This window comes from Niallia tiangongensis, assembly GCF_044704065.1.
Taxonomy (GTDB): Bacteria; Bacillota; Bacilli; order Bacillales; family Cytobacillaceae; genus Niallia; species Niallia tiangongensis.
This window is the reverse complement of the sequence record NZ_CP162613.1, coordinates 1,412,568-1,425,318: the sequence shown is the minus strand read 5'-3', so window position 1 is coordinate 1,425,318 and position 12,751 is coordinate 1,412,568. Positions and strand designations below refer to the sequence as shown.

Genomic DNA, 12,751 nt, shown 5'->3' with positions numbered 1-12,751 from the left:
CTTTTTTGCCATAGTCATAAGTCGGTGTTACCACCTCTCTTAGTCATAATCGAACCTTATGATTATTACAAAAGAACCATGATTTTACTATTTCGACTAGAGGCTATCCCTCCACCATGTTTCCATGGCTTCAAAGGTACTGTGCCTCCGCTCTCACTCGGATTCAATACGTTATAACAAATTGCTTTTGAACCGTATTTACGCCTCATTGGTGGTTAATCCTCTGCGTTCCGAGCTTTCCCCGTTCCGATATTCTTATCCTTTCATTTACCCTTAGGTTCCATCTATGAGCCTGCTTGAACGTCATCACCTTTAATGATGAAGGGTGTTTCATAATGCACCATTTTACTAAACCCCTCAAGCACCTAACATTGTAGGCATATGCATTTCTACATATCACACTATAGACTCTTTAGGTCAATGGTTCGTCGGTGGTTTGCCAACCACATTCTAACCATAGGTATTTTATGGACTCCCGGCATATAGGCTACGCTATTCACCTCTGAATAGGTTTCGAATCAAAAAGATTTTCGGTTGCTCTCTGCCGACTTCACCGAGCTTCGTACCATCAAATGTTAACCCAATATCAGGCACGTCGGAGTATCAGAGGAAGCATTTCAAGGCGTTACCCTATCATTCTACTTCTCAGATTATCAGTTCTAACAATAAAAAATTGTTGTACCAGCTTTTCACTAGTAAACGGGTCACACATGCATCGAATTACAATTATGTATAAATGCCTCACAAGCTTGGTAGGTTTCTCTTTCTGTCCATTTCCAAGCACTACGTTCCAACTCTTTACTATCATCTATTAATTCACTTAAACGAAGCTTATTTTGGCAGTATGTTTTATATACATATGGTGCTAGATCATAGTCTAACATTGGGATAGATTGTCCCCCGTGTTGCTGATTTTGGTTAGCTTGTAAAATGATGGATGTAAGCGCCATTGCACTCATAATAGATTTTGGCTCTCTCATAAATCCATGACCTGTATTAAATCCATTTTTTAAGAGTTTAGCTAATGGGATTTGACAGCAAGTTGTCGTACCAGAAGAATAAAAATCAAGATCATGGATATGAATATATCCTTCTTGATGTGCCTCCCTCACCTCTTTCTTTAACAAATGCTCCATTGTATAATACTTGGAAGCAGTAGCAGCAAATTGCATCATATGGCTCATCGGTGACATTCCATCAATATTTGCATTTTCTTGAATAAAGTCTTGATTATTGCTTTTAACTATTTCATCAAACTCATTTAATAATTGGACATTATTGCCCATTTAACTCACTCCATTCATAAAGGAATTCTTATCCATTATAATAGTAGCTCTTCAAATTAATCTATATATTGTGTCGTTTTCACAAAATATACACAATATATAGGTTACTCTAAACAAATCACCTCATGCCAGCCTGACTTTCTACTATTCATGAAGTATTTTTATTGATACACTATTGGTAAATTCAGTGACAAAGGAAGGATAACTATGACGACAAAAGGAACATTAAAAGAGGAAACATTATTTAGCAAAGAATTAGGAGAAGAAGTAACTTTACTTATCTATCTTCCTCCAGCCTTTTCGCCTCTTTATAAATACCATTTGCTTATCGCACAGGATGGGAAAGATTATTTTCAATTCGGTCGAATCGGAAGAGTGGCTGATCAATTACATGCAAATCATCAAATAGCGGAGACTATCATTGTTGGAATTCCTTATTCCTCAGTTCAAGATCGTCGGGGAAAATATCACCCAGACGGTCCTCAAAATAAAGCATATATCCGCTTCTTAGCACATGAACTTGTTCCTTATTTAGATAAACAGTTTCCAACCTATCAAATGGGATTAGGACGTGGACTGATTGGAGATTCATTAGGCGCAACCGTATCACTAATGACCGCCTTAAAATATCCACATACCTTTGGCAAACTCATGTTGCAATCTCCATTAGTAAATGAGAAAGTATTACAAGCTGTTCGCCAATTCGATTCCTATCATTTACTAGAAATCGATCATATTATTGGTACAAGTGAAACGGCTGTGAAGACAACAATCCAAACAACAGAGGATTTCCTTACCCCAAATAGAGAGATGGCTCATCTTCTGAAATCAACCAACTCCGATTATAACTATGAAGAATTTGATGGTGATCATACTTGGAAACATTGGCAACCATATATAGCCAAAATGCTAGTAAGAATATTTCCTTCCTAAATGGAAGTTATATTCGTTTAGAATATGATGTACTTTTTCTCTATGGTAGGATGAAAATTTAGTCTTTAAGAAACACTTAATCAAAACATTCTAATTAGGACATGATTAGTTGTTTGCCAAACATTAGATTTTTTCTGAAATCTTTGAACTTAAAAGAATAATTTTGTTATAATATCTTACATATAGAACATTGAAATCGTAATAATAGATAGTCCATTTTCTATATCTTAAAATAACGTTTTTATTATGAAATGGAGGTCCACCAAATGAAATATGGTATTGCTATTTTTCCTGGAAAAGAATTGCAGGATTTGGCCAATTCCCTTCGTAAACGATATGATCCGAAATATGCGTTAATCCCGCCACATATTACATTAATTGGTGATTTTGAAGCAGGAAACGAAGAGATTGAAGAAGTAAGTAAAAAACTTGCAACGGTTGCTAATCATTATCATTCTATTCCTATTAAAGTATCAAAAGTCAGTTCTTTTAAACCAGTCAGTAATGTGGTCTATTTAAAGATTGAACCAAATTCAGATTTAGAACACCTTCATCAAGAACTAATAAGTACATTGGGCGTTAGTCCAGAACATCCATTTGTTCCACATATTACACTTGGACAAAATTTATCGAGTGATGAGCATTTGGATTTATACAGTAATTTACGAATGCAAAACTTTCATTTTGAGGAAAAATCTGACCGCTTCCATTTGCTTTATGAATTGGAAAATGGATCATGGACTGTATATGAAACATTTAGGTTAGGAAAGGAATCGTGAAAAAGTGGAAGCAATTGTCGTTAAAACAGATAAAGAATTAGAAGATGCATTTTATGTACGTCAAACAGTTTTTGTAAAAGAACAAAATGTACCAGTAGAAGAAGAAATAGATGAATTTGAAAAGAACAGTACCCATTTTGTCCTTTATGATGAGAATAAAAAACCAATAGGTGCTGGTCGCTATCGAGCATTCGATGAGTATGGAAAAGTGGAAAGAATTTGTATCCTCTCTACCAATCGAAAAGGCGGCGCAGGGAAAGCTGTCATGAATAAAATAGAAGAATATGCCTTAAATAGCGGGGCTCCTGCACTGAAGCTCAACGCTCAAACACATGCGATTCCTTTTTACAGCAAACTAGGGTATGAAGTGGTTTCCGAAGAATTCTTAGATGCCGGTATTCCGCATAGAACAATGATAAAGAGATTATGAAATATTTGGTTGTCCGAAGGTTTGATGTCACTTATTCCTATGAATGGAAATTGTTTGTGACTAACCTAATTGGGCAGCCTTTTTTTATTTCCAGCTCTACAGCTTAATAGGTTTAATTTTCATGCATTTGCCTACAATAGATGTAGGAAAGGGTTGAGTTGCATGGAATTCACACATATTTTTAGTGAACTTATTATCGGGTATTTTTTGTTGCTTCTTTTAACAAAAATATTAGGAAAAACACAAATCACTCAGATTACTACCTTTGACTTTGTTTCTGTTCTGGTGCTAGGTGAACTCGTTGGAAATGCCATGTATGATACAGAAACGGGAATTAAAGAAATTACATATTCTATCCTTCTTTGGGGAGCTTTAATTTATGTCACAGAATTTATTACTCAAAAGTTTCGGAAAACAAGACAGCTTTTAGAAGGAAAACCATCTATTGTTATTAATAAAGGCAAGATTGATTTTCGTGAACTAAAGAAAAATCATTTGGATATAAATCAGTTACAACATTTACTCCGTGCAAAAGATGTATTTTCGATTACAGAGTGTGCTTATGCTATTTTAGAAACGGACGGCACCATAAGCGTGTTAAAGAAATCCGCATTTTCGAATCCAACAAAACAAGATATGAATTTACCACTTGATATCATTTCCCTCCCGATAAGTGTCATTTTAGATGGTGAAATCATAACAGAAAACTTACCTCGAATAGGTTGGAACGAGGACCAATTAATGCAAGAATTAAAAAAACAAAATATTAAATCCCATAAAGATATCCTCTATGCGGAGTGGTGCGAAGGCTCGCCATTATATGTACAGAGCTACAAAATGAATTAAAATCCACTATACTTGTGCATGAAAATAAGTACCCTTTCCAGTTAATTGTGCAATTAGCTGCTCATTGGCTACTTTTATTTCATGCGTTTTGTTTTTTTGATAAAAAGCCTTAGTAGAAGATTTTTCATCTTGATTAGTAGGAAGATTAGCGATCTTGGCAACAGGATAGGCTGCTTCTTTCTTATAGATTTTTGTTTTGCTAACAATATCTCTAACCGCATACTGCTCTACTTGAAAATGAGTCATTGGTAAGATATATCCCATCTTAATCTGTCCTTTCTTTCTATATTATTTTATCCTTTTCCCTTCTTTCCCACATGTTAAACCAGTTTTCTACTCTTTAAACAATCCTCTGTTTTTGATATGATAGATATTATTTCACAAAAGACATGGATAGATGTATTAAAAATAGATTCGAGGTTTCCTATGCTAACAGCTTTTAATTATGATAGACTCATTTCATTAAATACAATCGATAGACAAGAATTGCAGAAAATTTATGAAGCTGGCAAAAATGGGCTTCTTGCATGCTCTGTATGTGGAGAAGCGGTAAAGCTTTATTTAGGAATAAAGAGCGCTCCCTATTTTTATCATTATTCTTCTAAACTACCATGTATGACAGAAGACGTACCCAATGTCCAGCAAGAACATGCTGCTACTATTGATATAAACGACGAAAGAACAAACGGGTTTCGAATTCCAAAGAGTAGAAGCATTTCAAAGAGTGTTACAGAAAGCACATCTTTTAAGCCACCTATGACTATTAAAGCAACGATTCATACATCTGAATTAGCAAATAGTCTACCAGTTACTTACCCAAAGGAATCTTATTTAAATATTCTCGACCAAAATGGTTATTCACTTGATGCCACCCAAAGTAAAGCTGTTACAATCGATGATGGACCGATTCTTGTTCTTGCAGGAGCAGGAAGTGGCAAGACTCGAGTATTAACAATGAGAGCTGCTTTTCTAATACATGAGAAAAACGTTAATCCGTCGACAATCATGCTCGTTACTTTCACCAATAAAGCCGCAAACGAAATGAAGGAGCGATTATTACACTATCCAAAGATGAACAAAGGTTTAGTACAAAAAATTATTTCTGGAACTTTCCATAGTATTCTTTATCAAATATTGATTTTTCACGAACGAGAAAAATGGCAACGAAATCAACTACTAAGTAGTAATTGGCAACGAGAGCTTTTATTAAAGGAAATAGCACGGGAAAAGCAAATTGATGAGAAAGACTTCCCATTTGATGCAGCCCTTCAATTAATAAGCGCCTGGAAAAACAGCATGCTATCCCCCAGTGATGTTGAGCCTAATAATGACTGGGAACAAAAAGTCGCACAGTTATATACCGGCTACGAGACGAAAAAACAACAGCAAAATCAATATGATTTTGATGATATGCTTCTTGGTGGCTATCATTTCTTTCTGGAAAACCCAGCCATTTTAGCAACCTATCAAAAACGCTTTACTCATTTCTTATTAGATGAATTTCAAGACATAAATAAAGTGCAATATGAGTGGATAAAGCTAATGGCAGGTTCTGCTAAATCAATTTATGCAGTGGGTGATGATGATCAATCTATCTATTCTTTTCGAGGCAGTGATCCAAAATACCTGTTAAATTTTGAAAAAGATTATCCAAATTCACAGACAATTATTCTTGATTATAATTACCGCTCTTCACAAGAAATCGTGTCTGCAGCAAAATCAACCATTAGCAAAAACACAAAGAGACGTGCAAAAAAAATGATTACAGGCTATTCAGGAAAGCATCCGCTTGCCTTTTATCCTTATGACGAGGAAGAAGAAGCTACGATGATTTTGACAGATATTCAAGAAAAGATAAAGTTAGGTTATGAGCCAAAGGATTTTGCGATTCTCTTTCGTACAAATACGAATAGTCGTGCCATGTTTGAGCGATTAGCATCTTCTAGTTTACCATTTAGATTGGAACAGGATATAGGTTCCTTCTACCAAAGGTTTATCGTAAAAAGCATGTTGGCTTATTTAAAGCTTATTCATGATCCGGATAATCAACAAGCTGTTGTCGATATCCTTCCTACTCTCTTTTTGAAAAAAACAGTTTTGCAGGATATTAAAGCAATGAGTATTTTAGAGGATTGCAGCTTTTTAGATTGCCTCCATTTTATTAAAACAGGGTTTGCTTTTCAGGAAAGCAGACTTAAAAAAATTCCAGATACGTTAAAGCGATTAATGGATCGTTCCCCTCTTGATGCCATTAATTATATTGAAAAAGAATTAGGCTTTCAGGAATTTATAAAAAAACGGGGAAATGAAGGTAATCAATGGGATAAAGGTTCAGACGATATTCGCGATTTAAAGGTCGTTGCACGTAAATTTAATTCCATTAAAGAATTTGTACAATATACAGATCATATGATGGCGATGAATGAAGAATTACGTAAGCAATTTAAAAATGAATCCAACGTAATTACTTTAAGTACCATTCACCGTGCAAAAGGATTAGAGTATAAAACCGTTTATATACTCGGTGCGGTTGATGGGTCTATCCCTCATGACTTCGCATTAGAATCATTCCGAAATAATAACATTTTGCCCCTTGAGGAGGAACGTCGTCTCCTTTATGTTGCGATGACAAGAGCACAGCAAGGACTATTTTTGTCGATTCCTATGTATCTAAGAGGGAAAAAAGCTAAGGAATCACGTTTTTTATCTCCCTTGTCGATGTCTCCTTTTGTTCATTTAGATTAATTTTTGAAAGCTATGTTAAAACTTTATTCTCCTTTTTTGATGGGCTAAACAAAAAATTGGGTAACTTGTCATAAATGTTGATCAGTTACCCGTTTTACCCTTACTTTTTGTTAATCATTTTAGATAGCGTATTAAAATCCAACTGCTTGCCGTCTTTTACAATCGATTCAACAATTTTATCCTCTGTTTGCTTTGGAACAGATTTACCAGCAATTTGCGATACTCTGCGAATAACACTTCTCACTGTTTTTTCATCTTTAAAATTAGCATTTTGTAAGGAATTAGCTAATTCCAGAATATCTTTCATATTTACACCAGTTTTTGATTCTATGTTTTTAAAGAAATTATTGTTCATACACTTGTTTCCTCCTTAGGTGAGCTACTTTACATTGTATGAAGCAATGGGAAAAAGGTGAAAATACGAAGAGGAGAAAACCAAAAATGAATAAAAAGCATAACAAATACTAAAAGATACTTACGTAAGCTTATTGCTACAAAAGATCTTCAGACTAAAGTCTAAAATAAAAAGGAGCTCCCTATAAAAAGAGAGCCCCTTTTTCCCATGAATTAGTTGTAGAAGCTAGCTCCTACGATTACTAACAAGATAAATAAAACAACGATTAAAGCAAAAGAAGAGATACCTCCTCCGCTATAGCCGCCGCCATAGCCATATCCGCCATAACACATTCCTACTTCACCTCGCTTCTCCTTGTACTCATTATCAGAATATGGAGAATTGAAGTTTATGTATAGGCAAGCTACTAATAACGAATAGAATGTACGATTGTCATGAGTATCCCTTGCCTTGCTTACCAAGAACGGATGCTTATTAGATAATAATTAACTTTCCTACCAATAATCAAAGAACGAAGGAATCCCAGATATTCTTACCCTTTTGGTTTAAAAATTAGGGCACCGATAAAGCCGAATATAATAGCAGCAGATATCCCTGAGCTCGTTACTTCGAACATCCCAGTTAATACGCCAATAATGCCATGCTTTTCAGCTTCTTGCATTGCTCCATGTACTAATGCATTACCAAAACTCGTTATTGGAATGGTAGCACCTGCACCTGCAAAATCGGCAAATGGCTCATATAATCCAAATCCATCCAATATCGCACCTACTACGACTAATGTTGTTAATGTATGTGCTGGGGTTAGCTTGGCAACATCAAACATAAGCTGTCCAATAACGCAAATAATGCCTCCTATGACAAATGCCCAAAAAAACATTGGGAGCATACCTATTCCTCCTTTTCCTTATATTTGATCCATTTGATAACCAGTAGGAAAGAAATACCTCCTACTGATTGATTAAATTTCAATTGATACAGCGTGAGCGATACAAGGTATCGTCTCATTTTGTTGCACTGTTAATGGTGAAAGAAGCGCACCTGTTGCTACTAATAGAATCCTTTTGTACGACCCTTTTTTCATTTCATTTAATAAATGTCCATAGAGTACTGTTGCTGAACAACCCGCTCCACTTCCTCCAGATTGGACCGGCTGATCCTTTGTATAAACCAACAAACCACAGTCTTTGAATTTATTTTCGTCTATACTCAATCCTTTTTCTTTTAAAAGCGCCATCGCGGTTTCTCTTCCGATTCTTCCTAAATCACCTGTTACAATTAAGTCGTAGTGAGATGAATCAATATTTAAATCTTGAAAGTGTGCAAGTATCGTATCTACAGCTGCCGGAGCCATTGCTCCCCCCATATTAAATGGGTCCGCTAATCCCATATCAACCACTTTGCCAATGGTGGCAGAGGTTGTGTACGGTAATTGTTCATTTGATTGCCTATTTGTCACTAACGCCACACCTGCACCTGTTACAGTCCATTGTGCTGTCGGTGGTTTTTGCCCACCATATTCAGTTGGATAACGAAACTGTTTTTCAACCGCTGCATTATGGCTAGAAGCACCTGTTAATACATTCGTAGCACCTTGGTAATTCACCATGAAGGAAGCAAGAGCAAGACCCTCCATAGACGTAGAGCAGGCACCAAATAAACCGAAATAAGGGATTTTCAAATCTCTTGCTGCAAAGCTTGAAGGGGTAATTTGGTTAATTAAATCACCAGCTAAAAAAAACTGGATATCCTCTGGCTTTATTTCCCCTTTTTTTAAAGCTGTCTGTGCAGCTTCCTCTAGTAATATCCGATGGGCCTGTTCATAAGAAGTTTTCCCCATCCATAAATCATCATGTAAAATATCAAAATCATTAGCTAACCTTCCATTTGCTTCAAAGGGGCCTCCTGATACGCCGGTTGCTTTTATTACTGGATGATTTTGAAAAATCCAGGACTGTTTTCCCTGAAGCATTAGAATCCCCCCGTCATTATAATAAATATTGTTTTAATAAGCGCGACCACAAATGCGGAAAAAACACCGAATAAAATAACGGAACCAGCAAGCTTGAAGATATTTCCACCAACTCCAAGCACAAATCCTTCCGTACGATGTTCAATTGCCGCAGAAATAATGCTATTACCAAATCCTGTTACAGGAACAGCACTTCCTGCTCCTGCAAACTGTCCTAACCGATCATAAATGCCAAACCCCGTCAATAGCATCGAAAGAAATATAACCGTAGCTGTTGTTGGGTTGCTTGATGTTTGTTCAGTAAAATGGAAAAAGTAAATATATAAATAAGAAATAATCTGTCCAATCATACATATTAATCCGCCGACAAAAAAAGCTTTTATGCAATTTTTTAAAACAGGACGTTTTGTTTCATATTGTTGTTCAAATTTTTCATATTGCTGTTGCTCTGGTGTTTTGTTTTTTTTCTTACTATTTGCCATTTTATCCCTCCTTACGTTAGCTCATTATTTAATTTAATTATCTCTTTCAAACGCTTGTCTGCTTTTTCTTCACTAAAGTCTGGCTCTTGGATTTTATCCCTTAAGCGCATTGTCTCTAAGAAAATTTTAAAATCACTAGAAACAGTAAATTTTTCCTCTGGATATTTAGATTCCAGTTTTTTCGTTAATTTTTTTTCAATGCTTTTCATTTTAAACCGAGCCATCTGCTTTACTTTATAGGCTACTAGTGTATCCTTCTTGCCTTTAACCACTGCTACATCATAAATGGACGGAATCGTATTTGTTTCTTCCTTTATCCCTTGTACCAATTCTTTTTGACCTGCTTCTGGTTCTGTATAAATAACGACTGGTTCTGGATCTACCTTTTTCAGCATAGACCATCTGCTATTCGGAGTTTCTTTCTCACAACCAGTTAATAAAACACATATGCTAAAAATCAAAATAAAAAAAGCGTATTTTTTATTCGTCATATTCTTCCCTTCCTATGTAAATGATGAATTGATGTATATATTTTCTTCTTTTTAGGCTTTATTTATTAGAGGTTTACGCAACAATTAAAATCCAATTTTTACAAACTCAATTTTACATACAAAAAAATACCCGCTCAAAGTCGGGCATTATCCTTATTTCGCTAATTTTTTTCCGCAATTACATCCTGATTTTTTCTTTTTTGTTTTAGTTGTTACTTTCGGCTTTACCGTCTCTTTTACTTTAAATACTTTTTTTTCCAGCATCTCAATCCCTCCAATAATGATATCTATGCACGAATAAAAACACTGTGTTCATATGTGCCTTAACACAGTGTATGATGGAATGAAATGCATGTGTAAACAACTAGCCTATCTACTTCAACTAATCAACAAATACTCTTTGTAGGATAGCTTCGATTAAGGAAGCCCCTCCTGCTATAGCAAAGACAAGAACAAAAGGTCCACAAATGCTTGGAAAGAAATAATATAAAAGCGTAAGGAAGATTGCAACCCACACACCTGTACACCAATAGCAGCTAATTAACTCCCCAAAAAAACCACGAATTTTTCCCGGTTTAGGTACTATAAAAACTTCCGTTTGACCTTCTTTATTCCGTTCCTCTACTTCATCTAAAAAAAACTTTCGGAAAAATTCTGTGATTTGATCAAAAACAACTAATCTCGTTAGACGAAAGCTTGCCAAAATGAATAAAATAAACTCCATCCATTGGATATCCATCTAGATTCTCCTCTCCAATCGACCAAGGTATTATAAACGAATAGTCAGATGCCCAAATTTTGAGAAAAAAGGCGTTTGTCCGTAACCCATAAGGCTCTTCGGCAATATGTTAGTAATGTAAGAAACATAAAGAAAGAAACAAACAAGGAGGAAAACAATTATGGGTTGTGGAAAAAAAGAAGATATTCACGGTACATCCAGCTGTGTTTGCGAAGTGGTTCGTGCCATTAAAGATATCCAGGATAACGCTGAAGACACCTGCGAATGCGAAACTAACTGTTTCTCAGAGCCACTAGGAGCTCTTGTATCTCCAAAAAAGCGTAATAAAGCAGATACTCGTGTATTCGTTTTAAGTACTGCTGATGGCTCTCCATTCCATGCATTTTATACAGGTTCAGACTGCAACTGTGTTTCTATCTTTTTCCGAGTAGAGGATGTTTTTGATAACTGCTGCGCAGTATTAAGAGTTCTTGCTCCAATCGGTAAGGACGGAGATACACTTGATATCGTTGGACACAAAGGAATCGACTTAAGCAAAATTTGTGAGTTAGAAGGTTTCGTTCGCACTTCAAGCTGCATAACAGTTGACTTAAAATGCTTCTGTGCTGTTCAATGTATCGCTGACGTTGACTTAAACATTTGTGACTAATAACTATAAAATTGTATATGCTTTACCCTCGGAGGACGTCTATCATGGCGCCTCCATTTTTAAGTTTACTCCTTTCTTTTTCCTTACATTTTATGCACGGAAAGGAGTTGTCATGTTACCTGACAAGCCTATTCATTGCTATCACAAATTTGTTAAACATGGACAAGAAGAAATCAGTGGAAGTTCTTCTCTCCAGCTTGATTTTTTAGAATAAAATGAAAAATGGGGGCATCCATATAATAAGTAGTTCCGATAATGCGGTGAAAATTTCAAAAGATATTTAAAATAACACATTATCTCACAGCAAAAATCGCATACCAATCCCCCCTCTCAGTGTGATAAACGGGGGCTTTAGAGCTACTCTTTTTCATTTGAAAGCCTCTCTCCCTTGAGGAAAAAATACCCCCTTTGTCAAAATTGCAATCTTGTATGATTAATAATCCTTGTGTTTAGTTTTTGAATGATAACCCCTTTTCATTTAATACAGACCTAAGTTTTGGTAAAGAAGCTGGTCCCATACCGTGAAACTGCAAAATATCATTTTCGCTATATTTTGAAAGCTCATCTAGAGATGTTACCCCATTGTTTTCCAATGCGCGTCTTGCTGGTGCCGACAGCAATGAAAGAAATCCATTATTAGGCTTGCGTTCTTGCTCACAAGTCGGGCAGGTTGGACAATCGCTGCTTTTAAAGTATTTGTGCCCCTTATCGCAAGTTCTTAAAATCTTTTTTGAAGTAGTCATAAAATGTCTCCTTATTTACTATTATTTTCTTTCCTTTCAACACCTTGTCAGTTATTGAATGATGCTTTTTTCGGGATACCTCTCTATTTACCAAAGTTTTACTATTACATGTTTCATCATTTCTTTATTTAACAATCCTGCTTGCTACTTCTATATTTGTTAAATTTAATATTACCATTAAACTCCGAGAACTTCCTTCCGTTTAACACTAAGAATAAGATTGTCACCATAATTAGCAACCAATTTAACAACTTAAATGTCATGATGACAAAGAACAAATCTAATGCGATTTTGTCTGCTA

General features: G+C 35.6%; 15 protein-coding genes and 1 pseudogene. 6 read left to right on the top strand and 10 right to left on the bottom strand.

Annotated features, from left to right (window positions below; translation table 11 throughout):
• Positions 1-710: 710 nt before the first annotated feature.
• A pseudogene (nrdD, locus tag AB3U99_RS06850) lies at positions 711-1,286 on the bottom strand (anaerobic ribonucleoside-triphosphate reductase); the annotation flags it as partial.
• Between the two features lie 207 nt (positions 1,287-1,493).
• Here nrdD and AB3U99_RS06845 point away from each other — a divergent pair.
• From AB3U99_RS06845 to AB3U99_RS06830, 4 genes are all read left to right on the top strand, one after another.
• A complete protein-coding gene (locus tag AB3U99_RS06845) occupies positions 1,494-2,219 on the top strand; it encodes an alpha/beta hydrolase (protein ID WP_400246569.1) in 726 nt (241 codons plus the stop codon).
• A gap of 266 nt (positions 2,220-2,485) precedes the next feature.
• Positions 2,486-2,998 carry a 2'-5' RNA ligase family protein gene (locus AB3U99_RS06840; protein WP_400246568.1) on the top strand — a complete coding sequence of 171 codons (513 nt, stop codon included), beginning with the start codon at positions 2,486-2,488 and terminating at the stop codon, positions 2,996-2,998.
• A 4-nt stretch (positions 2,999-3,002) separates the two neighbouring features.
• Positions 3,003-3,428, top strand: a complete 426-nt coding sequence (locus tag AB3U99_RS06835) for a GNAT family N-acetyltransferase (RefSeq protein WP_400246567.1) — start codon at positions 3,003-3,005, stop codon at positions 3,426-3,428.
• A 162-nt stretch (positions 3,429-3,590) separates the two neighbouring features.
• Positions 3,591-4,274 carry a YetF domain-containing protein gene (locus AB3U99_RS06830; RefSeq protein WP_400246566.1) on the top strand — a complete coding sequence of 228 codons (684 nt, stop codon included), beginning with the start codon at positions 3,591-3,593 and terminating at the stop codon, positions 4,272-4,274.
• Positions 4,275-4,280: 6 nt separating this feature from the next.
• On the opposite strand, the gene AB3U99_RS06825 is transcribed toward AB3U99_RS06830, so the two are convergent.
• The gene (locus tag AB3U99_RS06825) at positions 4,281-4,538 is read right to left on the bottom strand and encodes a hypothetical protein (RefSeq protein WP_400246565.1); all 258 of its coding nucleotides are present in this window, start codon (positions 4,536-4,538) and stop codon (positions 4,281-4,283) included.
• A gap of 162 nt (positions 4,539-4,700) precedes the next feature.
• Between AB3U99_RS06825 and AB3U99_RS06820 the strand changes: the two genes are divergently transcribed.
• Positions 4,701-7,019, top strand: coding sequence for a UvrD-helicase domain-containing protein (locus tag AB3U99_RS06820; RefSeq protein WP_400246564.1), 2,319 nt, complete (start codon positions 4,701-4,703; stop codon positions 7,017-7,019).
• Between the two features lie 100 nt (positions 7,020-7,119).
• On the opposite strand, the gene AB3U99_RS06815 is transcribed toward AB3U99_RS06820, so the two are convergent.
• The 7 genes from AB3U99_RS06815 to AB3U99_RS06785 form a co-directional block, all read right to left on the bottom strand.
• Positions 7,120-7,374 carry a stage VI sporulation protein F gene (locus AB3U99_RS06815; protein WP_031536798.1) on the bottom strand — a complete coding sequence of 85 codons (255 nt, stop codon included), beginning with the start codon at positions 7,372-7,374 and terminating at the stop codon, positions 7,120-7,122.
• A 212-nt stretch (positions 7,375-7,586) separates the two neighbouring features.
• Positions 7,587-7,706, bottom strand: a complete 120-nt coding sequence (locus AB3U99_RS06810) for a YjcZ family sporulation protein (protein ID WP_081836596.1) — start codon at positions 7,704-7,706, stop codon at positions 7,587-7,589.
• A gap of 200 nt (positions 7,707-7,906) precedes the next feature.
• Positions 7,907-8,263, bottom strand: a complete 357-nt coding sequence (gene spoVAE / locus AB3U99_RS06805; RefSeq protein WP_341192225.1) for a stage V sporulation protein AE — start codon at positions 8,261-8,263, stop codon at positions 7,907-7,909.
• A gap of 72 nt (positions 8,264-8,335) precedes the next feature.
• A complete protein-coding gene (gene spoVAD, locus AB3U99_RS06800; RefSeq protein WP_400246563.1) occupies positions 8,336-9,346 on the bottom strand; it encodes a stage V sporulation protein AD in 1,011 nt (336 codons plus the stop codon).
• Positions 9,346-9,828: a stage V sporulation protein AC gene (spoVAC, locus tag AB3U99_RS06795; RefSeq protein ID WP_400246562.1), complete on the bottom strand. Its 483-nt coding sequence runs from the start codon at positions 9,826-9,828 to the stop codon at positions 9,346-9,348. The genes spoVAD and spoVAC overlap by 1 nt, the downstream gene beginning before the upstream one ends.
• 11 nt (positions 9,829-9,839) lie before the next feature.
• Positions 9,840-10,319, bottom strand: a complete 480-nt coding sequence (locus AB3U99_RS06790) for a YhcN/YlaJ family sporulation lipoprotein (RefSeq protein ID WP_400246561.1) — start codon at positions 10,317-10,319, stop codon at positions 9,840-9,842.
• Positions 10,320-10,701: 382 nt separating this feature from the next.
• Complete coding sequence (locus tag AB3U99_RS06785; RefSeq protein ID WP_400246560.1) at positions 10,702-11,058, bottom strand: DUF1360 domain-containing protein; 357 nt, start codon at positions 11,056-11,058, stop codon at positions 10,702-10,704.
• Positions 11,059-11,218: 160 nt separating this feature from the next.
• Between AB3U99_RS06785 and AB3U99_RS06780 the strand changes: the two genes are divergently transcribed.
• Positions 11,219-11,707 (top strand): CotY/CotZ family spore coat protein, encoded by a 489-nt coding sequence (locus AB3U99_RS06780; protein ID WP_400246559.1) that lies wholly within the window; start codon positions 11,219-11,221, stop codon positions 11,705-11,707.
• A gap of 449 nt (positions 11,708-12,156) precedes the next feature.
• Here AB3U99_RS06780 and AB3U99_RS06775 read toward each other — a convergent pair whose 3' ends face one another.
• Positions 12,157-12,450: an RNA polymerase alpha subunit C-terminal domain-containing protein gene (locus AB3U99_RS06775; protein ID WP_400246558.1), complete on the bottom strand. Its 294-nt coding sequence runs from the start codon at positions 12,448-12,450 to the stop codon at positions 12,157-12,159.
• Between the last annotated feature and the right edge of the window lie 301 nt (positions 12,451-12,751).